The following is a 23,590-nucleotide window of genomic DNA, read 5'->3' as shown; positions in this document are numbered from 1 at the left end:
ATACGTCCTTCCCAGGCGTATGGCTCACCTTTTCCATCAGCAATTTCTCACAAAAAAGGGCCGGAGTTTACACTCCGGCCCGATAACCTTTTTGCGCCTTGGGTCACTCACCGAGGCTGAGTGCGACGAACCGGGGTTCACCTCCGCGACGCACCAACAGCAGCAGGGACTTGCGCCCGGCCTCTCGTGCTTCTTCCATCCGTGTTTCGAGGTCATTGACGGATGTCACTTTTTGCTGACCGGCCTCGGTAATCAGATCACCGGCCCGCAATCCCTTGGCATAGGCTTCAGACGCCTCATCAACTTCGCTGACGACCAACCCGTCGGCTTCGGCGTCCAGACCAAGGTCTTCCCGCAGCTTGTCGGTCAGCGGGGAAATGGTCAGCCCCAGGATCTCGGAGTTTTCGTCCTCATCGTCCGTTTGCGCGGGCTCATCTCCGTTTTCCACCCGTTCAGCATCCTCGCGACGACCCAGAGTGACCAGTACGGTCTGTGTACCGCCGTCGCGATGGACAACGACGCGAACGGACTTGCCGACCGTTGTTTCCCCCACCTGACGCACCAACCCGCGCGTGTCTTCCACTTCGACGCCATCAAAACTCAGGATCACGTCACCCGCCTTCAGCCCGGCTTCTTTTGCCGGCCCCTCGGGCACGTCGCTGATCAGGGCGCCACCGGGCTTCTCCAGCCCCATGGCTTCGGCCATGTCTTCGGTCACGTCCTGAATGCGCACACCCAGCCAACCGCGACGTGTCTCGCCGAATTCGCGCAGTTGATCGACAACCTTGACCACCACATTCGAGGCCATGGAAAAGCCAATACCGATGGACCCGCCATTGGGTGACAGGATCGCGGTGTTCACACCAATGACCTGACCATCCATATTGAACAGCGGCCCACCCGAGTTGCCCCGGTTAATAGCTGCATCAGTCTGAATGTAGTCGTCGTAAGAGCCGCTGAGCGCGCGGTTGCGCGCCGATACGATACCGGCCGAGACCGAGAATCCCTGCCCCAGCGGATTGCCCATGGCAATCACCCAGTCACCAACGCGCGCCGTGTCGCTGTCACCAAACTTTACATATTTGAGCGGACCGGTCGCTTCGACCTTAAGCAGTGCGATGTCGGTCTTTTCGTCCGTGCCGATCACCTTGGCCGGCAACTCCTTTACGGGTTGCCCGTCACCGGGAAAGAATTCGACAAGGATTTCGTCCGCTTCGGCGATGACGTGGTTGTTGGTTACAATGAACCCGTCTTCGGAAATCACAAACCCGGAACCCAGCGCATTGCTGCGGCGTGGGAGGTTCTCATCGCCGTCGCCATTACGGTCCTGAAACTCGCGAAAGAAGTCTTCGAATGGGGACCCTTCGGGCACGATCCCGCGCGGACCGGTCTGTCCCTCGATCAGCGTGCTGGTCGTGATGTTGACAACCGCGGGGCTTATCTTTTCTGCCAGCGGCGCAAGGCTTTCGCCCCGGGCCTGAACGGCTACGGTCTGGGCCAGAACCAACACCATCGCGGCAAAGGCCAACCACATCCACCGCATCATAAAAACCGCGTCTTCGCGCCCGAGGGAAATACTGCGTGCTTTTGCCTGCACCTGGGGTCTCCTTGTCGAATTATTCAGGTGGCCACTCTCTCGCGGCCCTTCTTACGGACTAATGTAGTCAGTTTGACCTGTCCCGCAACTCAGGATCGCGTGGAAATCACCGGCAAGTGAGATGTCCTGCTCAAAAGCCCAGCTGATAGGCACCCCACAGAAGGATCAGCCCGCTGATCACGCACAAAAGACCCGTAATTCGCCGTGCCTGCTCGGGCAGGGTCCGCAGGGTTTCCAGCATCCGTTCGATAAGCGAAGGGGCCAGCGCATAGGCCAGCCCCTCGACAATCAGTACCAGCCCGAAGGCCAGAAGGATCATACCCATTACCGTCCGCCCTGACCTGTAGGCGATTTCAGGTAATTAAAGAAATCCGAGTCCGGGCTCAGCACCATTGAGCTGTTGCCACCGCGCAGCGCGCGCTCATATGCGGAAAGCGAGCGATAGAACTCGAAAAACTCCGGATCCTTGCCAAAGGCTTCGGCGAAAATCGCGTTGCGTTCAGCGTCAGCTTCACCACGAATGATCTCGGCTTCACGGTTGGCGTCCGAGACCAGTTCGACCACGGTCCGGTCGGCCTGCGCGCGCACACGCTGCGCCGCTTCGTTACCACGGGCGCGTTCGTCAGTGGCTTCACGCTCCCGCTCGGCTTTCATCCGGTCGAACGTAGCCTCAAGGTTCGCCTGCGGCAGATCGGTGGCCTTCAGGCGCACGTCGATCACGTTAACGCCCAGCGCCTGCGCTTCGGCAATCGCGCTGTTGCGGATGCGCAGCATCAGGGCAGCACGGTCCGAACTCAGGATGTCGCGCGACGAAACCGAACCCAGAACTTCGCGTGTTTCAGCGCGCAGGATACGGTCCAGACGATCCTCGGCCACCGGAACGCCACCGACACCAACGGCCTGACGGAACTGGTTCAGATCGGCAATCCGATAACGGGCGAAGGCATCGACCACAAGGCGGCGATCGTCCAGTGGTGTCACCTCAAGCGGCTGCACGTCGATCGAAAGGATGCGGTCGTCATAACGCACCACTTCGTCGAAAACCGGCAGCTTGAACGCGAGGCCCGGTTCCTCCTTGACGTTAACGACCCGTCCAAAACGCAGAACAAGGGCGCGTTCACGTTCGTCGACGATAAAGATCGACGACAGTCCGGCAACGACCAGGATGACGAGAACGATCAGAATAATGGGTGACTTACGCATCAGTTGCTCCCCTCGGCCTGATTACGGCGCAGCTCGTTCAGCGGCAGATACGGCACAACGCCCTGCCCCTGCCCGGTCGAGTTCTCGTCCAGAATGATCTTGTCCACGTCACCCAGAACCTGTTCCATCCGTTCAAGGTACAGACGTTTGCGGGTTACATCCGGGGCTTTGGAATACTCTTCCAGAACGGCGCTGAAGCGGCTGGCTTCACCCATCGCACTGTTGATCTGCTGGGCTCGGTAGGCTTCGGCTTCTTCCAAAACCTGTGCGGCTTCACCGCGCGCCTCGGCGAGTACGCGGTTCGCATAGGCGTCGGCGACGTTCTGAAGGCGGTCACGCTCTTGCGCGGCGGCCTGAACGTCGCGGAACGAAGCAATCACGTCCTGCGGCGGGTCGGCCTTGTCGAAGTTCACACGAATGATGTTCACGCCCGAGTCGTAGCTGTCCATCGTCGCCTGGATCAATTCTTGCAAACGATCAGCAATGATACCGCGGTCGCGGTTCAGGATCGGGGCCAGTTCGCTTTGCGCGATGATTTCCCGCATCGCCGATTCCGACACCGCGCGAATTGTCTGGCGTGGATCGCGCAGGTTGAACAGGAATTTGGCGGGATCGTTGATGTTCCAAACGACTTGATAGTCGATATCCACCACGTTTTCGTCGCCGGTCAGCATCAGACCATCATCACTGCCGCGCGTACCGCCCATATCCTCGGTCTGTTCGCGGGTAACCGGAATAACCTCGGCGGTCACAACCGGCCAGGGTGCAAAGTTCAGACCCGGGTTCCCAACGGCCGAGAATTCACCCAGGAACAACTCAACCGACTGTTCTTCCGGTTTCACGGTATAGAAGCTGGCAGCCGCCCAAAGGCCCACTGCGACCAGAGCGCCGATGACTACCGTGCCTTTGGTAAAGACCGGGCCACCACCACCTGCGCCCTGACCGTTGCCGCCACGGCCACCGCCGCCACGACCACCCATCAGCACGCGCAGCTGCTCCTGGCCTTTCTTCATCAGCTCGTCGATCTCGGGGATCTGCGGGCCATCTCCTTCGGGGGGCTTGCGCCCATCACCGTTGTTACCCCGATTTCCTCCGCCGCCCGAGGAGCCTCCGCCCCCCCAGGGGCCGCCGCTGTTGCCCGCCATATGTGTCTATTCCTTCGTTTAGGCCCGTGTGATCACGGGGTCCCTTGTAACTTGTGTGCGCGCGGTTGCAAATCAAGCAGTGCGCACAGGTTGCCGCATTGTAACAAGTTCTTCCGCCATTACCGGATGAACCGCAACCGTACGGTCGAAATCTTCTTTGGTCGCGCCCATTTTGACGGCGATCCCGGCTAGTTGAATCATCTCGCCCGCACCTGGCGCGACGATGTGACAGCCCAGCACCTTGCGGGTCGCCTGGCTGACGATCAGTTTCATCAATACCCGCTGCGTGCCGCCGGCGAAGGCTTTCTGCATCGGCTTGAAGGATGTCGCGTAAACTTCGACCGGCTCCTGTGCCGCAGCCTCTTCCTCGCTTAGTCCGACGGTTCCGAATTCCGGTTGCGTGAAGATCGCCGTCGGGATCAGTTCATGATCAACCGGGGTCGGGTTGCCTTTGAACACAGTTTCCACAAAGGCCATGCCCTCGCGAATGGCGACCGGCGTAAGGTTCACGCGATCAGTTACATCACCGATGGCATAGATCGAGGGCACGCCGGTCTGACTGTACTCATCCACCACAATCTCGCCCTTGCGACCCCGTTCTACGCCCAGCGCCTCAAGCCCCAGATTATCCGCATTCGGAGCCCGGCCAGTCGCGTACATGACAACATCGAACCGATCTTCAGTGCCGTCAGTGGCCTTTACCCGGATCTTGTCACCTTCCTTGGTCATCTCCAGCACGTTGGTGCCAAGGCGCACATCGATGCCGTTCTGGCGCATCTCTTCGCAAATCAAACCACGCGCTTCTTCATCGAAGCCACGCAGGATTTGCGCACCGCGATAGAACTGGGTGGTCTTGACCCCCATCCCGTTCATGATCCCGGCAAACTCGCTGGCGATATAGCCGCCACCAACGATCAGGATGGATTCGGGCAGCTTGTCGAGGTGGAAGATTTCGTTTGATGTGATCGCTAGGTCAGAGCCCGGAAATTCGGGCACCACAGGGCGTCCGCCGGTGGCGATCAGGATGTGCTTGGCCGTCTTGCGTGTCCCATCCGCCAGCTCAACCGTGTGGGAATCGACCACAGTGGCGCGCTGGTCAAAGCTTTCGACACCGTTGTTTTTCAGAATGTTGCGATAGATACCTTCCAGCCGGTCCAGTTCCGCCACCAGTTTGCCATGGAATGTATTCCAGTCTAGCGCACCCGGCTGAACATCCCATCCATAGGCCTGCGCATCGTCTACCATGCCGGAAAACTCGCTGGCGAAAACCATCAGCTTTTTTGGAACACAGCCCCGGATCACACAGGTTCCGCCATACCGATCCTCTTCCGCCAGCGCCACCTTGGCGCCGGTCTCACCAGCGGCCACGCGTGCTGCACGGACCCCGCCCGAGCCGCCACCGATAACGAAAAGATCATAGTCAAAGCTCATACCGGGTTCCTTTGTTCAGTTTGCCTGAAGGGTTCTGGATATCTGGGCGCGGAAAATCGTCTGCCAACCCCTAAGGATCAGGAATTCGGGTTTCTCTCTCGCCATTTGCAGAAAATCCAGCCGCAATTTTCAATCAGAGAGGTCCGAAAACAGATTGTCCCTTTCGCCATCGGCCAACTGGTCCAGTTCCAGGGTTCCTTCGTTGATGTCGCGCAGTTCGACCCGCCCGTCACCGTGGCCAATTACTACCTTGTCGCAAATATCGATGAACAACCCGTTCTCGACCACTCCGGGAACCTGGTTCAGCACCAGCGCCAACTGACGGGCATTTCCGATGCGTTGCAGATGCAGATCCAGAATGTGGTTGCCCTCATCAGTGACAAAAGGGGCCTGGCCGTTCATTCGCAGCGCAGCCGAGGTGCCAAGCACATCCATCGTATCCAGTGCTTCCTCGATCAGGGTTCGCGTGGTTTGCCAGCCAAACGGGATCACCTCGACCGGCAATGGAAATGCCCCCAGGGTTTCAACTTCTTTGCCTGCATCGGCGATGACCACCATCTGATCGCTGGCCGTTGCCACGATCTTTTCCTGAAGATGCGCTCCGCCGCCGCCCTTGATCAGGTTCAACTCGCCGTCAAATTCATCCGCACCGTCTATGGTCAGGTCCAGCCACCCCGCTTGATCCAGCGAGACGACTTCGATCCCGACCTCTCGCGCCAGCTGTGCCGTGCGGGTCGAAGTGGGCACGCCCTTGATCCGCAACCCTTCCACTTGCACCCGTTCGCCGAGCCGACGCACAAGCCAAGCGGCCGTTGATCCGGTTCCCAATCCGACACGCATGCCGTCCTGAACCATTTCCGCGGCACGGTGCGCGGCTACATATTTCGCCTTGTCGATGGGCGACAGATCCCCTGTCATGGCAGCTTTCCCCCAAGTTGCTGCGGGCCTTATACGAAATGCCACACTCAACTTCGAGACCCAAAACGCCAATTCAACGGGGCGCCCTGTCGCGAAAATACGCGTTTCCTATTGGAAACGTCGCAATCGGCGTGTCCTGCGGGAAAGGTGCGTAATAGATATGCATTATGGAACCGCGCTACCGCCTGCATTACGCCCCTGACAACGCCTCGCTAGTGATCCGACTGGCGTTGGAAGAGATGGGTTTGCCTTATGAGACCGCATTGGTCGATCGGACCCGTGATGAGCAAAACAGTGCTGCCTATAAGCAACTGAACCCCAACGGCCTTATCCCTGTTTTGGAGACGCCGCAGGGACCGATCTTTGAAACTGCAGCCATTTTGCTGTGGCTGACCGATACACACGGGCAACTCGCACCGGCTCCGCAGCATCCGGACCGCGCGGCGTATCTGAAATGGCTTTTTTTTGCGTCGAACACGCTGCACGCCGACCTGCGCATTTTGTTCTATGCCGAGAAGTACATTGAGGCGGCGCAGACAGAAGCGCTGCGGGCTGGTATCCGGACCCGCCTGAAACGACATCTTTCAATCCTCGAAAAGCAGGCGAAGGACACGCCGGGCTGGTTTGGCTCAGACCAACCGTCGGCCCTGTCATACTACATCGCCTGCATGATGCGATGGATGGCGTTGTATCCGGCCGAGGCCGATCGCAGCTGGTTCCAACTGACTGACACTCCTCATCTGAGGCAGCTTTTGCTGCAACTGGAAGCCCGCCCCGCAACGCGCGCAGCAATCGCAGCGGAAGGGCTGGGAGTTGCACCGTTCACTGCACCATCATACGCTACACCACCAGAAGGCTCAGCTACCTGATATGTTTCTATCTGTCTTCGATATGTTCAAAGTGGGCATCGGCCCGTCCTCGTCCCACACCATGGGACCAATGGTTGCCGCGGCCCGCTTTCTGGACCTGATGCGCGCCTCGCCGTTCGAATTCTCGGGGCTTCGGGGGTCATTGCATGGCTCACTGGCGTTCACAGGTGTGGGCCACGCGACCGACCGCGCCACGATCCTCGGGCTGGCCGGGTTTGTTCCGGACACCTATGACAACAACAAGGCCGAAGAAGCGCTGGCCGCCATATCCGACTCGCATACTGTCACGCCGGAAGGGCTGCCGACGCTGAAGTTCGATCCAAAATCGGATCTGGTGTTCGACTATGAAAACAACCTGCCGGGCCACGCCAATGGTATGATCCTGATGGCCACAGACGCGCAGGGCGATGTGATCCTCAGGCAGGTCTACTACTCGATCGGTGGCGGGTTTGTCCTGACCGAAGAAGAACTGGCCGAGGGCAAGGCAACGGATGAAGGTGATCCGGTGCCGTTTCCGTTCAAAACTGCAGTCGAGATGCTTGAGATGGCCAGTTCCAGCGGCAAAAGCATCGCGGACATGAAACGCGCGAATGAAATCGCGCGTGGATGCGCGGACAGTTTTGCCAAGGGCACCGCGCGCCTGTGGCAGGTAATGAATGACTGTATCGAACGTGGATTGGTCACAGATGGCATTCTGCCCGGTGGCCTCAAGGTTCGCCGCCGTGCCAAAGGCATCCATGACGCACTGGTGGCCGAGCGTGGCATGAATCTGAACGCTCCGCACACGATCAACGACTGGATGAGCGTTTACGCCATGGCCGTCAACGAAGAGAACGCTGCCGGGGGCCAGGTGGTCACGGCGCCCACCAATGGGGCCGCAGGCGTTCTGCCGGCCGTTTTGCGGTACTATCTGGATCACGTACCCGGCGCGTCCGAAAGCCATGTGGAAGATTTCCTTTTGACGGCTGCCGCGATTGGCGGGCTGGTCAAGTTCAATGCCTCGATCTCGGGCGCAGAAGCCGGATGCCAAGCCGAGGTTGGCAGCGCCTCGGCGATGGCGGCCGCCGGTTTATGCGCAGTGATGGGCGGCACGCCCGAACAGGTCGAAAACGCTGCGGAGATCGCGCTGGAGCATCACCTGGGAATGACATGCGACCCGGTTGCCGGACTTGTTCAGGTGCCTTGTATCGAACGGAACGGTCTGGGTGCGATCAAGGCGGTTTCAGCGGCCTCGCTGGCGCTGCGCGGCGATGGCAAGCATTTCGTTCCTCTGGATTCGGTCATTGAAACCATGCGCCAGACCGGGCACGACATGCACGAACGCTACAAGGAAACGTCTCTGGGCGGCCTGGCCGTCAATGTTCCGAACTGCTGAGGCAAACGGCGACGTCGCAAAGCGTCCGTATTTCCGCGTTTTCTGGATGGATTTGCACCAAAAGCGGTGCAAATCTGTTCCTGAAAGGAAGGTGTTTCATGCGTGGACGTTGTCTTTGCGGAAAGGTCGGCTTTGAAGTCAGTCCACCTGTTTTGTCCTGCGTCACCTGCCACTGCGAAAGCTGCCGCAGGCAATGCTCGGCCCCGATGACCGCCTATTTCGGCATCCGGGACAGCCAATGGCGCTGGACGGGTGAAACACCAAAGACGTTTCATTCCTCTCCGGGCGTGGAACGCAGCTTTTGCCCGCATTGCGGCACACCAATGTCCTTTCGCTCGCAGTCTATGTCCGACGTGATGCATATGTACGTCGCCGCACTTGAGGATCCCGAGGCTTTGCGGCCTACCCTGCACGTCGCCCATGAAGAGAAACTCAGCTGGCTCAAGCTGAATGACGGCCTGCCCTGCTGCATCGGACCCGATTACACCAAATACCAACCGCTTCCGGAAAGCTGACCTTTCCCCGTCCGCAGCAAATCGTTAGCGTCGCGAACATGACTCAGGACCGACCCGTACTCGGCATCATTCTGATGCTTGGCTTTTGCATGCTCGCCCCGCTGGGTGATGCCATGGCCAAACTGTTGGGTGAGACAACTCCGATCGGCATACTGGTCTTCACCCGGTTTGCCGTGCAGGCACTGATCCTGATCCCTCTGGTCGCCCTCACAGGTCGTCCTTGGCGTCTGCGGGGGCGTATTCTGAAACTGACCGTGATCCGGACCGGTCTGCACATCCTTGGCATCACCGCGATGTTCAGCGCCTTGCAATTCCTGCCGCTGGCCGATGCCATCGCTATCGCCTTCGTTATGCCCTTCATCATGCTGCTTCTGGGCAGGTTCGTTCTGGATGAAGAGGTTGGCATAAGGCGATTGTTGGCCTGCGTCGTGGGGTTTGCCGGTACGCTTCTCGTCATTCAGCCCAGCTTCGCTCAGGTCGGAGCGCCTGCCCTGCTGCCGCTGATCGTGGCCGTGGTGTTTGCGCTGTTCATGCTTGTCACGCGGCAGATCGCCAAGGAAACCGATCCGGTTTCGCTCCAGGCTGTCTCGGGCGCGATGGCAACGCTGATCCTGCTGCCTGTGCTGACCCTAGGAAGCGCCATTGACGTTCCGGAACTGAAGTTCAGCCTGCCTGACAAAGACGCGGTTTGGCTGCTTTTGGGTATCGGTGTTCTGGGCACCGTCGCCCACCTGTTGATGACCTGGTCGTTACGCTATGCCCCATCAGCAACACTGGCGCCAATGCAGTATCTGGAAATCCCGGTTGCGACCGTGTTCGGTTGGCTGATCTTTCACGACCTGCCCAACGGCATCGCCGCATTGGGGATCGGCATCACGATGGCGGCAGGTCTTTACGTCATTCTGCGCGAGCGGGCCAGCGCCCGGTCTGCTCCGACAGAAACGCCTGCATGACCTGATCCAGCGCGCCGCGGGGAACCATTGCAACCAGACCCGGGCCATTCATCTGCAACGTGACTTCGGATACCGCCCGGTTGGACGTGCCGATCTGACCGTCCGGCTCCAGAACCAGATCATCGATCGGCCACTCCAGCCCTTGCGAGCGTCCTGTCACCCTTTGCAGGGGAAACAGGGATACCACGCTCCCCTTCGGCAAGTTCAGGGAAACCTTAGGCGGCGTATGAAACACGACCTCGTGCTCTCCCAGCAATATGCATGATTGGTCCTGACGCTTGATCAGTACGCTGAGGACCGCCAATTGGTGATCCAGACGCCCGCCCAGAAAGCCAACGCCCAAGACCACCGGGGCTTCGATATTGCGCAGCGCCTTGTCGAAATCCGTGCTGTTCTGTTCAGGTATGGGAAACAGGCGGTCCGCCGGTATCTCTTCAAGGTCTGATGCGGAAAGCGAATCGAAATCACCGATGACGGCATCCGGAATACGCCCCGATTCCCTGAGAACCGTCGCACCACCATCCGCTGCAACGGCCAAATTGGCGCGATTCAGCGCCAGATTCAGATCATCGGGCCCGATTTGCCCTCCGCCAACCAGTAAGATTGGCTCGGACGACCGCACAATCGGCGCATTTTTTCTAAGATTGATCATTTTTCCCGGATTTGGACACATTCAGACCACAAAATGATAGGTTCATATAGAGAGTTTCGAACCAATACGTGTGCCTGATTCCGGGCGAATTGGTTCAGGTAGTTTGTAAAGGACGTGCGTCTGATGGTACAGAATAACAAGGTATTGACCGTTTCTTATGGAACCTTCTCCTGCACATTAGAAGGCTTTGACGATTCGTTTGAAACGATGAAAGCGATTGCCGAGTACTTTCGCGACCTTGCAGCAGATGATCGATACTTCGGCTCGGAACCGCCACAGCCTGACGCCGAAATGCTGACCCGGATCGCACAGCGGGACGCCTCGAAACGTGTGGAAGCCAGACAGAGCGACACTGGCCTGCTGCTGCGCGCAACCGAAAGTTCAGCCACGATCGCCACGCCCGCAACGCCGCCAGCACAGGAACCAACCATCAGTGCCCCCGATCTCAACGTCGTCAATACACCGCAACCAGCGCAACCCGTTGCCACTGCCGAACCCTTCGATGCTGCGCCAGCCCCCCCTGCTGACAGCATCGCCGCCAAACTTCAGCGGATCCGCGCGGTGGTTTCGCACTCGACTGACAATCCTGTCGAATACTCGGAAGACGAAGACAGCACCTTGCTGAAAGGTGGCGCTGCCCCGGTTGACGCCGTGGCCGCAGCCTTTGAGGCGGGCGCGCTGAACCCGGCAGACATCGAGCCTGTGACCCCTGTCTCGATGCCTGCACCCGAAGCGGCTACCCCACCCGCCGCTCCAGAACCTGTTCCCGCACCGGAGCCTGTTGTATCCGAAGAGTTTGAAGACGAGGCTGAAGCTCCGGCAGCGGACGCGCTGTTTTCGGACCTTGATGATCTGACGGAAGACGAACAGCCGGAAGCAGAAGCAGAAGAAGACGAGATCGTAAACATCCTCAGCGAAGAAGACGTGGCAGAGCAGGAAGAGGAATCCGAAGCAGTTGAGTCGCAAGAGGAAGCAGCGGAAGACAACAAGCGTCTCCTGACTGCCGAAGATGAAGTTGCACTGCTGGACGAGATCTCGGCCGTTGAGGCAGAACTGGCGCAGCGGGCCGAAGACCAAAAGCCGAAGGATCATTCGAGCCTTGATCTGGACGTGTCCCGCCTGATGGACAAAGCCGACGAACAACTTGATGACCCGGCAGCAAATGATCAGCGCGAGACATATTCCCACCTGCGCACCGCGGTTGCGGCCACCGAAGCCGAGCGCAAGGAAAAGGGTGAATCTGCCGAGAAAGCTCAGGATCAGGAATACCGTGGGGATCTGGCGTCGGTCGTCAGCCCGCGCCGCCCGGAAATTCAGGTCACCAGCATGCGTCCGGAATCCGATGCCGCTGCACCGCTTAAACTGGTGGCGGAACAGCGCATCGACAATCAGCAAAACGAATCTGGCCCCGTCACGCCCCGCCGTGTCACCACCCCGCAAGAAGAAAAGTCTGCTGACGAAGGTGGTTTCGCGACGTTCGCCCAGGAACAGGGCGCTCAGTCATTGCCTGATCTGCTGGAAGCCGCCGCTGCATACCTGTCCTTTATCGAGGGTCAGGAACAGTTCTCGCGCCCGCAATTGATGAACAAGGTCCGGTCCCTCAAGCAGGACGAATTCAACCGCGAAGAAAGCCTGCGTTCGTTCGGTCAATTGTTGCGGGATGGAAAAATCGAAAAGGCTGGCGGAGGCCGCTTTGCCGCCTCGAACCAGATCGGTTTTCGCCCCAGCGACGAGCGCGCAGCGGGATGATCCGCAAAAGGTTTAGTCAGAAAAAGGCCGGAGGACACCAAGGCCCTATAGGTAAATGTTGAAAGAGGTTGAGAGTTCAGCCTCTTTCCTTTTGTGCTCCTATTGAGAGGTTCGAAAATTGGCGCCAACTATCAGACGTTCGATTTTGGTGCAGCGAAGGACCGCTTCGAGCCCAATGCTGCCACAGTTAGACAGCCTCAATGCCGCAAGCGCATTCGACCGTACCCTGCCCAATGCGGACCTTGGCCGTCGCGAGTAAATTTGCGCAAATGCGGGAGATACTGGCTCGATTTTAAACGCTGGCATGAGCCAAACCATCACAGCTTGCCTTCTGAAAGAATGATGCTTAGTGGCTCTTTGATTGCTTGAAACGGATGCTCTTCACCGAACTGGAATTCTGCAAAGGGGATTTCTGCCATCTTTCTGTGGCCTAGCAATTCCAGAACAACGTGTTGGGTTGCTGCGGATGACAATTCGCGGTCAACTGAAAAGTTCAGCAGTCGATACTTCCGACCGATCTTCTTCTTGAGCAGCATGATATGTGCAAACTCGGCCGCGTCTTGTCGAACCCTAGCGGCCATCTCAAGGAGCCTGATATCGTCATCAAGTTCTCTTGGCTTTTTGTTACGGTGCCACCTACTTGATTTTGGGTTGGTCGCCTTGTGTCGCTTGCAAATGTACTCGATGTACTCACTGGCAAACCAAATCCGGGCGTTCTCCCGCATAGAACGAGGCTTTTCTTTGTCTCCGACAATATCCATCGCCTTTTCGACGGCAAGCGGGTGAACGTCAGGATCAACATCTGTTGTAGACGCAATGACATACTTGCTGTCGCTGTGGACGGTGCACATGTGGCGCACTTCTACAAGTTTACGAATACCTCTGGCCGTCTTACCGAACTTTCGATACCGGCTCGGCATGAGCCCAACGGTCGCTCCATGATTGATACATGCAACACTCGGACAACTTTCACGTTTTGTTCTTCTATTCAGGCGGGAGAGCCTTGCGTATTCTTCCGCCAATGCCTTGTTGGACTTGAGGATGCTAGACCGTCCGCAACTTGGGCAAACATAGGTGCGCTCACCTCCAGACCCGGAGACCTTGCCCCGCGCCAAGTTCGAACCAGGGTTAGCTGGTCGGCCGCGCCCATCTCGTGGGTCAGGTAATACGCCGTAAAGGTCACAAAGTGGATTGCGGCAAAAATTGACTGAGAAGCCGCCCGGCAGGCGAGGAAGCCGAGTTCTCATTTTGTTCGCAGATTTTTGCGAAGCCTTCGTGGGTTCCGGCACGTCACAAGCTCTTATTTCTAAAAGAAAACGACCAGCAGGTTAGCTGCTGGTCGATAGCTCGTCAACATTTACCTATAGTGGCTTGGGAGGACACCTCCGGCCTTTTTCTGTTTAACGATCTGGGAACGAACCGGAAGACGCGTACGTTTCTGTCGTTCCAACACACTTGCTTTGGCCAGCGTGGCTAACTTGATCCCTGGTCCGGATCTTCTTTGCCAACGCCACGGAAAACGAACTTGAACGGCAATGCCCACAAGATACCAAGCACGATGTAAACCAGCAGTTCCAGCCAGATTGGCGGGCGATCCAGCCAGTTCACAACCGTCACCACGGCAACGACGTAAACGGGCAAGCCAACCAGCAGAATAATCAGTGACCAGCGGCGGCGCGCCTTGTAGCTCAGGCCGGTTTTTTGTTCGTCGCTCATCAGTCGGCAAACGGGTCTGTCACCAGAATGGTGTCTTCCCGCTCAGGGCTGGTGGACAACAGGGCGACAGGGCATTCAATCAGTTCTTCGACACGGCGAACGTATTTGATCGCATTGGCTGGCAAGTCCGCCCAACTGCGCGCGCCTTCGGTCGATTCACTCCAACCCTGCATTTCCTCATAAATCGGCTTGCAGCGCGCCTGCTGATCTGCCGCCGTGGGCAGATAATCCAGGCGCTCGCCATCCAGTTCGTAACCCACGCAAATCTTGAGCGTCTCGAAACCATCCAGAACATCCAGCTTGGTCAGCGAAATACCGTTCACACCGCTGGTCGCGCAGGTCTGGCGCACCAGGCAGGCGTCAAACCAACCGCACCGGCGCTTACGACCAGTGGTCGTGCCGAATTCGTGACCACGCTCACCAAGGCGCTGACCGTCATCATCCTCCAGTTCCGTGGGGAACGGCCCCTCGCCCACGCGCGTCGTATAGGCTTTGACGATACCCAGCACAAAATCGATGGACCCCGGGCCGATGCCGACCCCGGTTGCAGCCTGCCCTGCGATCACGTTGGACGAGGTCACAAAGGGATAGGTTCCGAAATCAATGTCCAGCAAGGCGCCCTGCGCCCCTTCGAACAGAATACGTTTGCCCGCCTTGCGCTTTTCATTCAGCACCTTCCAGACCGGGGCGGCAAACGGCAGAATCTGCGACGCAATCTCCTTGAGCTGCGCGATCAGACCGTCGCGGTCAACCGGCTCGATCCCTAAGCCTTTGCGCAGCGGGTCGTGATGCTGCAACGCCCGGTCAACCCGAGCTTCAAGAGTTGCCTCGTCCGCCAGGTCCGCAACACGGACCGAACGGCGACCGACCTTGTCTTCATATGCCGGCCCGATGCCGCGCCCGGTTGTGCCGATCTTGGTACCCTTGCTTGCAGCCTCTTCGCGCGCGCGGTCCAGTTCGCCGTGAATCGGCAGGATCAGCGGTGTGTTTTCTGCGATCATCAGTGTATCGGGCGTGATATCGACACCCTGTGCCCGGACCGTTTCGATCTCTTTGACCAGATGCCACGGATCCAGAACCACGCCATTGCCGATGACACTCAGCTTGCCGCCGCGCACAACACCGGATGGCAGCGCATGAAGCTTGTAGACTTCGCCATCGATAACCAAAGTATGACCGGCGTTATGCCCGCCCTGAAAACGCGCGATCACGTCCGCCCGTTCGCTGAGCCAGTCGACGATCTTGCCTTTTCCCTCGTCGCCCCACTGGGCTCCGACAACAACCACATTGGCCATACCAGGTCCTTTTGTGCTGATTTATCAAACCCGGCTCGTATAGCGAGGTGACAGCAGCAGGGAAACAGGTAATTCGACGCATCCGCAAATCGCGCTGCGCGCGATGCCTCCGGCGGGGATATTTTTGGGCCAGATGAAGTCCGGATCCCTTGTTCATCTGGCCCGAAATATCCCGGGGGAGTCGCCCGGTGGGCGGCGGGGGCAGCGCCCCCTCACCCTTACCTGAGGCAAACGGGCTCACCATGAGGCGTCGTCAGATAGGCGTCTTCCCAAGCGTGTCGCAGCAACAGGAGTTCATCCGGGGCAGCATCACCATGCTCTGCCAACAGCGCCTCCAGCGTTTCGAGCCAGGCGTGAAAATAATCATCTCCGCCATCCAACTCTTTGCTCAGCCCATGTTTTCTTAAGGTCGCCGAAAACCTGGCGACCCAATCTGACCAACCGAACCGACCGGTTTCGTTCAGGGCCATGGTTATCGCAAAGACCTGTGCGTGCCATGGCTGGTCAAAAACGGGCTGAGGTGCCGAATGTGTCAGACAGGTGCTCATGCGGGTTCCAGATGGCTCTGCCAGACGTCCAAAACCACCTCATCCCTCGGGTGTTCCGGGTTGGCCCAGAGTTCAGATGCGGGGAAGACCACTGCGTAAAGCGGTTCAGGGGCTTCTCCCAGACCGTGTGCGTTTGAATCGGGAAAAACATGCGTTCCGTGCAGTCTCAGAATGCGCCCCTTTGCACCGGCGGCATAGATGGGCAGACGCGTGTGACCGCCGTCCACAAGACGATTGGCCGCCAGATGCGAGGTAACGACGTCCTGGCCTGCCACGAACCTGGCCGGAATATCCGACGGACGATCGGCGGGACCACCACTGGATAGTACACGGGCCACTGCTTCGGCCTTCATGGCCTTGCCTGCCAACGGATGTGGGCTTTCAGACGGGTTCCCCTGCAGGTCATCAGGCGTCAGGATGCCGCGCTCCACCAACAAATCGGCAAGGGCGGAGATCCACTTTTCATAGTACGAGAACCGGGTGTAATCCTTGGGCGACAGGCGTTCCCGTGCGTGGCGGGAAATGTCGATGTTCCACTGTCCCAGTGATCCGGCTGCCAGGGTCAGCGCCAGCGCCCGGGCGTGCCAGTCTTCGGGAAATACAGGGCCGTCCTCGGGCTCGGGGCGAACCGGTCCGTCGCCGAAACGTCCACCCATGTCGTGCACGCGAGTCATGCCGGCACCTTCGGCAATCCGGTCCCGATCATACTGTCCCGCGTGACAAGCGTGGCGAGTTCGTCTTCGCCTAACCCCTCCGTTCCCTGCGGACGCATCGGCAGTACAAGGTATCGAACCTCGGCCGTGGAATCCCAAACCCGGACCGATGTGTTATCGGGCAGCGTCACGCCAAAATCCGCCAGTACCTTGCGAGGTTCTCGCACTGCACGCGCCCGGTAGGCATCCGACTTGTACCAGCCCGGTGGTATTCCAAGCAGCGGCCAAGGGTAACAGCTGCACAATGTACAGACGACCATATTGTGCTGATCGGGCGTGTTTTCCACCACCACCATATGTTCACCCTGCCGCCCGTAGTATCCCAGTTCGGCAACAACCGGCGTGGCATCTTCCAGCAACGCGGCCTTGAAGGCCGGATCGCTCCACGCCTTGGCGACAACGCGGGCACCATTCTGAGGGCCGATCCTATTCTGATACGTATCTATGATCTCATCCAGCGCGGCTGGATCAATCAAACCCTTGCGTGTCAGAATCGTCTCAAGTGCCTTAACGCGAAGCGCGGGTTCGGGCGGCAAAAGGGCGTGCGGGTGATCGTGATCATCATGTGGCATGGCCGCAGCCTGCGCGAGGAAAAGCCCTGCTGTCCAGTCCCTTTGACGTGATCTGAAGCATCAGGGTTCTTGATGCCAACTCCTCCCTTGCCCCCAGCATCAAACTTGCATAGATACCACGCGATACACGCCACGCTGTACAGGACCACCATGGAAAACGTCGTTCTCATCATCCATCTTCTTTTGGCTCTGGGCCTGATCGCCGTCGTCCTGATGCAGCGGTCCGAAGGCGGCGGCCTTGGCATGGGCGGGGGTGGTGGTGGCGCCATGACCGGTCGTGCGGCTGCAACCGCGCTGGGCAAGCTGACATGGATCCTGGCGGCATGCTTTATCGTAACCTCGATCACGCTGACCATTCTGGCGGCTCAGAAATCCTCGGGCAGTTCGGTGATCGATCGTCTGGGCGTTCCGGCACCGGCCGCAACAGAAGACAGCACACCAGCGGTTCCGTCAACGGATGATCTTCTGCCACCGGCGCAGGGCGACAACGCGCCGCTGATTCCGCAAGCCGACTGATTCACTAGACCTAGAAACCTGAAAGAGAACTGCAACAGCATCTTGCGGTTCTCTTGCGCTATTGGCGCGAATCCTTTATACGTGAAGTCCCGTGATGCAGCGGTTTTTCGGAACCGCCGGGCAGCTGATTTTGACGTCTCACGGGAGCAGCCGAAAAAACATGGCGCGATTTATTTTCATCACTGGTGGTGTGGTTTCGTCCTTGGGCAAAGGACTGGCGTCGGCGGCCTTGGGCGCGCTGTTGCAGGCCCGGGGATATTCGGTGCGTCTGCGCAAGCTGGATCCTTATCTGAACGTCGATCCCGGCACGATGTCGCCGTTTGAACATGGCGAAGTTTTCGTCACCGATGACGGGGCCGAAACCGATCTGGATCTTGGTCACTATGAGCGTTTCACCGGTGTTGCCGCCCGAAAAACCGACTCGGTCAGTTCGGGGCGAATTTATTCCAATGTGCTCGAGAGAGAGCGCCGTGGCGATTACCTTGGCAAGACCATTCAGGTGATCCCGCACGTTACCAACGAAATCAAGGATTTCATCGCCATCGGCGAGGATGAGGTCGATTTCATGCTGTGCGAAATCGGTGGTACCGTTGGTGACATCGAAGGCCTGCCCTTCTTTGAAGCCATCCGCCAGTTTAGCCAGGACAAACCACGCGGCCAGTGCATTTTTATGCACCTGACGCTGCTGCCCTATATAAAGGCCTCGGGTGAGCTGAAAACAAAGCCAACCCAGCACTCGGTGAAGGAACTGCGTTCCATCGGGCTGGCCCCCGACATTCTGGTCTGCCGCTCCGAAGGTCCGATCCCCCAAAAAGAGCGCGAGAAACTGGCCCTGTTCTGCAACGTGCGCCCGGACAGCGTGATCGCGGCGCAAGACCTTTCCACGATCTACGACGCGCCATTGGCCTATCACCATGAAGGGCTGGATCAGGCCGTTCTGGATGCGTTCCAGATCAGCCCGGCCCCCAAACCGGATCTCGCGAAATGGGAAGATGTCAGCGATCGCATCCACAACGCCGAAGGTGAAGTGAAGGTCGCCATCGTCGGCAAGTACACTCAGTTGGAAGATGCCTATAAGTCCATCGCCGAAGCATTAACCCATGGCGGAATGGCGAACCGGGTGAAGGTGAAGATTGAATGGGTTGATGCGGAAATCTTCGACACCGAGGATGCCGCGCCCTATCTGGAAGGCTACCATGCCATCCTTGTCCCCGGCGGATTTGGAGAGCGCGGGACAGAAGGCAAGATCAAGGCCGCGCAGTATGCCCGCGAGCACAAGGTGCCCTATCTGGGTATTTGTCTGGGCATGCAGATGGCCGTCATCGAAGCGGCGCGGAACGCCGCCGGCATCACCGAGGCGGGCTCTGAGGAATTCGACCACGAGGCCGGGAAGAAACGTTTTGAACCCGTGGTTTACCACCTGAAAGAGTGGGTGCAGGGCAACCACAAGATCGAACGCAAAGTCGGTGACGACAAAGGCGGCACCATGCGTCTGGGCGCATACAACGCAGTGCTGGCCGAAGGATCGAAAGTGGCCGAGGTCTACGGCAACACCAATATCGAGGAACGCCACCGGCACCGCTATGAAGTGGACATCAAGTACCGGGACAAGCTTGAAAAGGCGGGCCTGAACTTCTCGGGCATGTCACCTGACGGCCGTCTTCCGGAAATTGTCGAATGGTCGGATCACCCGTGGTTCATCGGGGTGCAATACCACCCGGAACTCAAATCCAAGCCGTTTGACCCGCATCCGCTGTTCCGCGATTTCGTGCGCGCGGCCAAGGAAACGTCGCGCCTGGTCTGACACAACAGACTGACCGGGCGCTGAACAGCGCCCGGCTACTGCACCATTCAGAGCTTTAGTGCTTTGCGGGTCTTGGGCCCGACGATCCCGTCCGGTTCCAGACCGTTTTCTGCCTGGAAATCAATCACAATTGCATGCGTGATCTGGCCGAATTCACCATCCGCAATAATGTCGTAGCCCAATTCCGCCAGCCGCTTTTGCAGTTCCTGAACTTCGGCCCCGATATCGCCAATGGAAAGGTTCGCGTTGGGGACGGTCCGGTTTGAAATCGCCTCTCCCAAAACACCGTCCTTGTGCCACTTGCGTATGGTCTCGTCCGCAATCTCGAAGTGCATTCCATCTTCGAAACTGCTGAAACCCACGCCCCAGAACCAGCCAGCCGCGTTGAAAAACGGTGCCATCGCGGCAAGGCCCGCCAGTGTCTTGCCGTCCTTACCAGCGGTTCCCCCTTTGACACCGATACCATCCAATGCACCTTCGATATTGATGTCGATTGCGCAACCCCATGAATGATTGGACGGATTGTTGCTGTTCTTGATTTTTCGGACACACAGCATCCCCGAACTCCCAAGGGTTTTGAACACTTCTGGATGAGCATCTTTCACATCCGCCATAACGCCGCGCAGCGAAGCAATAGCGGGTTTCAGGCCGGTCGCTTTGAACGGCCCCACGTCGTCTGTGACCATCAGCGATTTGAGCTTGTCGTTTCCTGCAATCCCTCGGCACTTGTTGTCCAGCACAGGCCGCGGCATGCCAAGGATAGCCAACATTGTGGACCGCTTGGCAGAGCTTAGCCCTTTGTTGATCTTTTTCGGTATGTCGACAACTTTCTTGGGCTTAACCATTTCTGACCTCCTGAAATACCGCATCTCACAACATCAAAGCGTGTCCGGCCCGCGCCAGTTTCTCAAAAGGAGACTTAATCGTAGCAACGCTCCGCTGAATACGTGAGGCGAAAATTGCTTTGTCTAATGCATCATTATGCATACACGATTTCCGCAAATCGGGCAAATCCGGCAAATAAACTCCGAAGGGTTGTTTTCGTCATTTGCGGGATTGCCATGTGCCACACAATCAGGCCACGTTTAGCGTGAATCAGAGGGCAAGTTATGACCAAAGGATACTGGATCGCTCACGTCGATGTGGACGACATTGAAACCTACAAAAACTACATTGCGGCAAACGCCGAACCTTTTCACGCCTATGGGGCAAAGTTCATGGTCCGCGGTGGTGAATACGAAATCAAGGAAGGCACCTCGCGGTCGCGTACGGTCGTGATTGAATTTCCAAGCTATGAGGACGCGCTGGCCTGTTATGATAGCGACGCCTATCAATGTGCCAAGGCTTTGCGTGACCCGGTCGCGACCAGCGATCTGGTGATTGTTCAGGGCTATGACGGGTAGTCCACGCTTGGCGACCTACAAAATATGGGATAAGCTGCGCTCATGCTAAAAAAGCTTTTTCAGGCCTTTCGCCCACCCCAGCAGACGACCCTGCCCGACCCGGATGCCGAACTGGCTCTTGGGGCCCTGATGGTGCGGGTGGCACAGGCGGATCGGGATTATAAGCTTGAAGAAATCAGCCTGATCGACAGGATTTTGGCCCGCCTCTACCAGCACAACGCGATCGAGGCTGCAAAAGTGCGGGCAACTTGCGAAAAGCTGCACGCGGCGGCCCCCGACACCGACACATTCGGCAAGCTGATCCGCGAAACAACAGACCTGAAAGAACGGTTGGCGGCTTTGGATGCCTTGTGGGAGATCGTGCTGGCCGATGGCAACTCTGACGAAGGTGAAATGAAAATCGTGGAAGAGGCCCGGATTGCCATGGGCCTTAGCTTCAAGGACAGCCAGATTGCCCGCGAACGGGTGCTGTCACGCTTGGAAGCTGAATAAACCGGATCTATATCTCTCTCATGTTCAAGGATTTTCTGTCACGGCTTTCCCAGCCTCAGCCCGACCCGCTTGCCGAAGACGATGCCCGATTGGCGCTGACCGCCTTGCTGGTTCGTATCGCGCGGTCCGACAACGACTATGCAGACTCTGAAATGGCGCGGATCGACCGGATTTCGGCGGAACGCTACGGCCTGTCCCCTTTCGAGGCCGCCGGTCTTCGTGCCCGCGCGGAAGACCTTGAAAGCGAGGCACCCGACACCGTGCGCTTTACCCGCGCCATCAAGGAAGCCGTCGCCTATGACGACCGGCTGGCCGTCGTTCAGGCAATGTGGTCTGTGGCTCTTGCCGATGGGCAGCGCTCGGGAGAAGAGGATTCGCTTCTGCGATTAGTGGTCAGTCTTCTGGGTGTCAGCGACGTGGACTCCGCGCTAGCCAGACAAAAGGCTGCCAAATCGTGACGGCGATGCTGGGCATGTACGACATGCCCGCGCTTTACGCGGCCAATGACCGGTTCTGGAGCTTGATTCGTGCGGAACTTGGGTTCGGCCCGACGCACCTGACCCGAGACCAGGATTTCTGGGAGGTCTGGCAAGACCCCGATCTGGTTTTGTCGCAAACCTGCGGAATGCCCTACCGCACAAGCCTGCACGGAAAAGTGCAACTGGTCGGCACGCCCGATTATGGCCTGCCCGACTGCCCAACCGGCTATTACTGCTCCGTGTTTGTGGCCCGCACCGATGACACACGCCCTTTGTCCGAATTGGCGACCGGCATCTTCGCCTATAACGAGGCGTTGTCCCAATCTGGGTGGTCCGCACCTGTTACTCATCTATCCGCTTTGGGCCTGCGCCCGGGTGAGTTGCTTGAAACCGGCGGCCACGCGCGCTCCGCCAACGCGGTCGCGGACGAACGGGCCGACTATGCCTCGCTCGACCTGCTGACCTGGACGCTGCTCAGGGAACACACAGAACTGGGATCGCAACTGCGCGAAGTCGCAAGAACGGAACCGACACCGACGCTGCCCTACATAACTGCCCTTGGGCAAGACGCCGGTCGCATCGCCGGGGCCGTCAGAAGGGCCATTAACCGTTTGTCAGATGCCGACCGCCAGGCACTGCACATCAACGGTTTGGTCGACATCCCGGCCGAGCGCTACCTGGCGGTTTCCACGCCCCCGGCCCCGCAAGCGTTCGGGTCGCACGACTGAACAAATTGAACAGCTGAATTGTTCAATTTGGTCGTTTCCCGATGGGAACATGTTATTTGCGCATTGCATTGCCCAACATTTTGCGCCCTATTACCGCACTAACACTCACAACAACTGGACGACCCGTGACAGATTCCACTCCCGTTATCGAGATCAAGAACCTTCACAAAAGCTTCGGGCATCTGGAGGTGCTGAAGGGGGTGGATATTACAGCCAGGCGCGGGGACGTTGTATCGCTCATCGGATCCTCCGGTTCCGGAAAGTCGACCCTGCTGCGGTGCTGCAACCTCCTGGAAGACAGTCAGGAGGGCGAAATCCTGTTCAAGGGTGAGCCAGTTCGCTGGAGTGGTGACAGCCATCATCGCCGGCCCGCAGACCCCAAACAGGTCCTGCGCATCCGGACCAACCTGTCGATGGTATTCCAGCAGTTCAACCTTTGGTCCCACATGACCATTCTGCAAAACGTGATGGAAGCACCCGTAACCGTTCTGGGCCGCAACAAGGCCGAGGTTGAAGACAGCGCGCGCAAATACCTGGAAAAAGTGGGTATCGGCGACAAATGTGACGTCTATCCGGCGCAACTGTCGGGCGGTCAGCAACAGCGCGCAGCTATCGCGCGCGGGCTGTGCATGGAACCCGAGGCGCTGCTGTTTGACGAACCCACTTCGGCATTGGACCCCGAATTGGAGCAGGAAGTCATCAAGGTGATCAAGGATCTGGCCGCCGAGGGCCGCACCATGATCATCGTAACCCACGACATGAAGATGGCTGCTGACATCTCCAGCCACGTTGTCTTTCTTCATCAGGGCCTTATCGAAGAAGAAGGCCTGCCCGAAGATATCTTTACCACCCCGGAATCCGAACGGCTTCGGGGCTTTCTCTCCGCCACCAAGGCGGCTTAACTGATCGATAGAATC

Annotated in this window: 26 protein-coding genes; 12 read left to right on the top strand and 14 right to left on the bottom strand. The window is 58.2% G+C overall.

Translation table 11 applies throughout. The features are described 5' to 3' along the window. Nucleotides 1–103: 103 nt before the first annotated feature. From ACR0MI_RS16760 to rpiA, 6 genes are all read right to left on the bottom strand, one after another. On the bottom strand, nt 104–1,546 hold the full coding sequence (locus tag ACR0MI_RS16760) for a Do family serine endopeptidase (RefSeq protein ID WP_480854979.1): 1,443 nt from the start codon (nt 1,544–1,546) through the stop codon (nt 104–106). Nucleotides 1,547–1,727: 181 nt separating this feature from the next. Then, a complete protein-coding gene (locus ACR0MI_RS16755) occupies nt 1,728–1,922 on the bottom strand; it encodes a DUF2065 domain-containing protein (protein WP_170616506.1) in 195 nt (64 codons plus the stop codon). After that, nucleotides 1,922–2,800, bottom strand: a complete 879-nt coding sequence (gene hflC / locus ACR0MI_RS16750; RefSeq protein ID WP_170616508.1) for a protease modulator HflC — start codon at nt 2,798–2,800, stop codon at nt 1,922–1,924. The genes ACR0MI_RS16755 and hflC overlap by 1 nt, the downstream gene beginning before the upstream one ends. Then, a complete protein-coding gene (gene hflK / locus ACR0MI_RS16745; protein WP_170616510.1) occupies nt 2,800–3,945 on the bottom strand; it encodes an FtsH protease activity modulator HflK in 1,146 nt (381 codons plus the stop codon). The genes hflC and hflK overlap by 1 nt, the downstream gene beginning before the upstream one ends. A 72-nt stretch (nt 3,946–4,017) precedes the next feature. Beyond that, nucleotides 4,018–5,376 (bottom strand): glutathione-disulfide reductase, encoded by a 1,359-nt coding sequence (gor, locus tag ACR0MI_RS16740; RefSeq protein ID WP_170616512.1) that lies wholly within the window; start codon nt 5,374–5,376, stop codon nt 4,018–4,020. Nucleotides 5,377–5,505: 129 nt separating this feature from the next. Next, the gene (gene rpiA, locus ACR0MI_RS16735; RefSeq protein WP_170616514.1) at nt 5,506–6,294 is read right to left on the bottom strand and encodes a ribose-5-phosphate isomerase RpiA; all 789 of its coding nucleotides are present in this window, start codon (nt 6,292–6,294) and stop codon (nt 5,506–5,508) included. Between the two features lie 167 nt (nt 6,295–6,461). Here rpiA and ACR0MI_RS16730 point away from each other — a divergent pair, with 167 nt between their 5' ends. The 4 genes from ACR0MI_RS16730 (at nt 6,462) to ACR0MI_RS16715 (ending at nt 10,006) form a co-directional block, all read left to right on the top strand. Next, nucleotides 6,462–7,163 (top strand): glutathione S-transferase family protein, encoded by a 702-nt coding sequence (locus ACR0MI_RS16730; protein ID WP_170616516.1) that lies wholly within the window; start codon nt 6,462–6,464, stop codon nt 7,161–7,163. 1 nt (nt 7,164) lies between these two features. Next, on the top strand, nt 7,165–8,538 hold the full coding sequence (locus ACR0MI_RS16725; RefSeq protein WP_170616518.1) for an L-serine ammonia-lyase: 1,374 nt from the start codon (nt 7,165–7,167) through the stop codon (nt 8,536–8,538). Nucleotides 8,539–8,636: 98 nt separating this feature from the next. Next, nucleotides 8,637–9,053 carry a GFA family protein gene (locus ACR0MI_RS16720; RefSeq protein ID WP_170616520.1) on the top strand — a complete coding sequence of 139 codons (417 nt, stop codon included), beginning with the start codon at nt 8,637–8,639 and terminating at the stop codon, nt 9,051–9,053. A gap of 38 nt (nt 9,054–9,091) precedes the next feature. After that, nucleotides 9,092–10,006 (top strand): DMT family transporter, encoded by a 915-nt coding sequence (locus tag ACR0MI_RS16715; protein ID WP_170616522.1) that lies wholly within the window; start codon nt 9,092–9,094, stop codon nt 10,004–10,006. On the opposite strand, the gene ACR0MI_RS16710 is transcribed toward ACR0MI_RS16715, so the two are convergent. Continuing rightward, a complete protein-coding gene (locus ACR0MI_RS16710; RefSeq protein WP_170616524.1) occupies nt 9,951–10,658 on the bottom strand; it encodes a thiamine diphosphokinase in 708 nt (235 codons plus the stop codon). The two genes, ACR0MI_RS16715 and ACR0MI_RS16710, sit on opposite strands and share 56 nt — an antisense overlap. A 123-nt stretch (nt 10,659–10,781) precedes the next feature. On the opposite strand from ACR0MI_RS16710, the gene ACR0MI_RS16705 reads away from it, so the two are divergent. Then, nucleotides 10,782–12,407, top strand: a complete 1,626-nt coding sequence (locus ACR0MI_RS16705; RefSeq protein ID WP_170616526.1) for a hypothetical protein — start codon at nt 10,782–10,784, stop codon at nt 12,405–12,407. A gap of 317 nt (nt 12,408–12,724) precedes the next feature. Here the strand turns inward: ACR0MI_RS16705 and ACR0MI_RS16700 are convergent, their stop codons facing one another. The 6 genes from ACR0MI_RS16700 to nthA form a co-directional block, all read right to left on the bottom strand. Next, nucleotides 12,725–13,327, bottom strand: a complete 603-nt coding sequence (locus ACR0MI_RS16700) for a hypothetical protein (RefSeq protein WP_170817285.1) — start codon at nt 13,325–13,327, stop codon at nt 12,725–12,727. Between the two features lie 553 nt (nt 13,328–13,880). After that, nucleotides 13,881–14,123, bottom strand: coding sequence for a DUF2842 domain-containing protein (locus ACR0MI_RS16695; protein WP_170616529.1), 243 nt, complete (start codon nt 14,121–14,123; stop codon nt 13,881–13,883). After that, complete coding sequence (locus tag ACR0MI_RS16690) at nt 14,123–15,418, bottom strand: adenylosuccinate synthase (protein WP_170616541.1); 1,296 nt, start codon at nt 15,416–15,418, stop codon at nt 14,123–14,125. The genes ACR0MI_RS16695 and ACR0MI_RS16690 overlap by 1 nt, the downstream gene beginning before the upstream one ends. Before the next feature lie 218 nt (nt 15,419–15,636). Next, nucleotides 15,637–15,966, bottom strand: a complete 330-nt coding sequence (locus ACR0MI_RS16685; RefSeq protein WP_170616543.1) for a nitrile hydratase accessory protein — start codon at nt 15,964–15,966, stop codon at nt 15,637–15,639. Next, nucleotides 15,963–16,640, bottom strand: a complete 678-nt coding sequence (gene nthB / locus ACR0MI_RS16680) for a nitrile hydratase subunit beta (protein WP_170616546.1) — start codon at nt 16,638–16,640, stop codon at nt 15,963–15,965. Before nthB ends, ACR0MI_RS16685 begins: the two co-directional genes overlap by 4 nt. Beyond that, entirely contained in the window at nt 16,637–17,251 is a 615-nt protein-coding gene (nthA, locus tag ACR0MI_RS16675) for a nitrile hydratase subunit alpha (protein WP_170616548.1), read from the bottom strand. The genes nthB and nthA overlap by 4 nt, the downstream gene beginning before the upstream one ends. 150 nt (nt 17,252–17,401) lie before the next feature. On the opposite strand from nthA, the gene secG reads away from it, so the two are divergent. Further along, nucleotides 17,402–17,767, top strand: a complete 366-nt coding sequence (gene secG / locus ACR0MI_RS16670) for a preprotein translocase subunit SecG (RefSeq protein WP_170817286.1) — start codon at nt 17,402–17,404, stop codon at nt 17,765–17,767. A gap of 160 nt (nt 17,768–17,927) precedes the next feature. Then, the gene (locus ACR0MI_RS16665) at nt 17,928–19,571 is read left to right on the top strand and encodes a CTP synthase (protein WP_170616552.1); all 1,644 of its coding nucleotides are present in this window, start codon (nt 17,928–17,930) and stop codon (nt 19,569–19,571) included. 47 nt (nt 19,572–19,618) lie between these two features. On the opposite strand, the gene ACR0MI_RS16660 is transcribed toward ACR0MI_RS16665, so the two are convergent. Further along, complete coding sequence (locus tag ACR0MI_RS16660) at nt 19,619–20,416, bottom strand: peptidoglycan-binding protein (RefSeq protein ID WP_170616555.1); 798 nt, start codon at nt 20,414–20,416, stop codon at nt 19,619–19,621. A gap of 264 nt (nt 20,417–20,680) precedes the next feature. Here ACR0MI_RS16660 and ACR0MI_RS16655 point away from each other — a divergent pair, with 264 nt between their 5' ends. The 5 genes from ACR0MI_RS16655 (at nt 20,681) to ACR0MI_RS16635 (ending at nt 23,575) form a co-directional block, all read left to right on the top strand. Further along, complete coding sequence (locus tag ACR0MI_RS16655) at nt 20,681–20,974, top strand: DUF1330 domain-containing protein (RefSeq protein WP_170616557.1); 294 nt, start codon at nt 20,681–20,683, stop codon at nt 20,972–20,974. A 42-nt stretch (nt 20,975–21,016) separates the two neighbouring features. Next, a complete protein-coding gene (locus ACR0MI_RS16650; protein WP_170616560.1) occupies nt 21,017–21,466 on the top strand; it encodes a tellurite resistance TerB family protein in 450 nt (149 codons plus the stop codon). Between the two features lie 20 nt (nt 21,467–21,486). Then, complete coding sequence (locus ACR0MI_RS16645; RefSeq protein ID WP_170616564.1) at nt 21,487–21,924, top strand: tellurite resistance TerB family protein; 438 nt, start codon at nt 21,487–21,489, stop codon at nt 21,922–21,924. Beyond that, on the top strand, nt 21,921–22,673 hold the full coding sequence (locus ACR0MI_RS16640; RefSeq protein ID WP_170817287.1) for a PhnD/SsuA/transferrin family substrate-binding protein: 753 nt from the start codon (nt 21,921–21,923) through the stop codon (nt 22,671–22,673). The genes ACR0MI_RS16645 and ACR0MI_RS16640 overlap by 4 nt, the downstream gene beginning before the upstream one ends. Nucleotides 22,674–22,798: 125 nt before the next feature. Further along, on the top strand, nt 22,799–23,575 hold the full coding sequence (locus ACR0MI_RS16635; RefSeq protein ID WP_170616569.1) for an ATP-binding cassette domain-containing protein: 777 nt from the start codon (nt 22,799–22,801) through the stop codon (nt 23,573–23,575). Nucleotides 23,576–23,590 lie beyond the last annotated feature (15 nt).

The organism is Ruegeria sp. D4 (genome assembly GCF_056534475.1).
Note: the sequence above shows the minus strand (reverse complement) of the source record. Positions and strands in the feature narration are given on the sequence as shown.

Coding starts and splice junctions, on each gene's coding strand:
- ACR0MI_RS16760 (WP_480854979.1), bottom strand. CDS start 1,546: ATGATGCGGTGGATGTGGTTGGCCTTTGCCGCGATGGTGTTGGTTCTG.
- ACR0MI_RS16755 (WP_170616506.1), bottom strand. CDS start 1,922: ATGGGTATGATCCTTCTGGCCTTCGGGCTGGTACTGATTGTCGAGGGG.
- hflC (WP_170616508.1), bottom strand. CDS start 2,800: ATGCGTAAGTCACCCATTATTCTGATCGTTCTCGTCATCCTGGTCGTT.
- hflK (WP_170616510.1), bottom strand. CDS start 3,945: ATGGCGGGCAACAGCGGCGGCCCCTGGGGGGGCGGAGGCTCCTCGGGC.
- gor (WP_170616512.1), bottom strand. CDS start 5,376: ATGAGCTTTGACTATGATCTTTTCGTTATCGGTGGCGGCTCGGGCGGG.
- rpiA (WP_170616514.1), bottom strand. CDS start 6,294: ATGACAGGGGATCTGTCGCCCATCGACAAGGCGAAATATGTAGCCGCG.
- ACR0MI_RS16730 (WP_170616516.1), top strand. CDS start 6,462: ATGGAACCGCGCTACCGCCTGCATTACGCCCCTGACAACGCCTCGCTA.
- ACR0MI_RS16725 (WP_170616518.1), top strand. CDS start 7,165: ATGTTTCTATCTGTCTTCGATATGTTCAAAGTGGGCATCGGCCCGTCC.
- ACR0MI_RS16720 (WP_170616520.1), top strand. CDS start 8,637: ATGCGTGGACGTTGTCTTTGCGGAAAGGTCGGCTTTGAAGTCAGTCCA.
- ACR0MI_RS16715 (WP_170616522.1), top strand. CDS start 9,092: ATGACTCAGGACCGACCCGTACTCGGCATCATTCTGATGCTTGGCTTT.
- ACR0MI_RS16710 (WP_170616524.1), bottom strand. CDS start 10,658: ATGATCAATCTTAGAAAAAATGCGCCGATTGTGCGGTCGTCCGAGCCA.
- ACR0MI_RS16705 (WP_170616526.1), top strand. CDS start 10,782: ATGGTACAGAATAACAAGGTATTGACCGTTTCTTATGGAACCTTCTCC.
- ACR0MI_RS16700 (WP_170817285.1), bottom strand. CDS start 13,327: ATGCCGAGCCGGTATCGAAAGTTCGGTAAGACGGCCAGAGGTATTCGT.
- ACR0MI_RS16695 (WP_170616529.1), bottom strand. CDS start 14,123: ATGAGCGACGAACAAAAAACCGGCCTGAGCTACAAGGCGCGCCGCCGC.
- ACR0MI_RS16690 (WP_170616541.1), bottom strand. CDS start 15,418: ATGGCCAATGTGGTTGTTGTCGGAGCCCAGTGGGGCGACGAGGGAAAA.
- ACR0MI_RS16685 (WP_170616543.1), bottom strand. CDS start 15,966: ATGAGCACCTGTCTGACACATTCGGCACCTCAGCCCGTTTTTGACCAG.
- nthB (WP_170616546.1), bottom strand. CDS start 16,640: ATGACTCGCGTGCACGACATGGGTGGACGTTTCGGCGACGGACCGGTT.
- nthA (WP_170616548.1), bottom strand. CDS start 17,251: ATGCCACATGATGATCACGATCACCCGCACGCCCTTTTGCCGCCCGAA.
- secG (WP_170817286.1), top strand. CDS start 17,402: ATGGAAAACGTCGTTCTCATCATCCATCTTCTTTTGGCTCTGGGCCTG.
- ACR0MI_RS16665 (WP_170616552.1), top strand. CDS start 17,928: ATGGCGCGATTTATTTTCATCACTGGTGGTGTGGTTTCGTCCTTGGGC.
- ACR0MI_RS16660 (WP_170616555.1), bottom strand. CDS start 20,416: ATGGTTAAGCCCAAGAAAGTTGTCGACATACCGAAAAAGATCAACAAA.
- ACR0MI_RS16655 (WP_170616557.1), top strand. CDS start 20,681: ATGACCAAAGGATACTGGATCGCTCACGTCGATGTGGACGACATTGAA.
- ACR0MI_RS16650 (WP_170616560.1), top strand. CDS start 21,017: ATGCTAAAAAAGCTTTTTCAGGCCTTTCGCCCACCCCAGCAGACGACC.
- ACR0MI_RS16645 (WP_170616564.1), top strand. CDS start 21,487: ATGTTCAAGGATTTTCTGTCACGGCTTTCCCAGCCTCAGCCCGACCCG.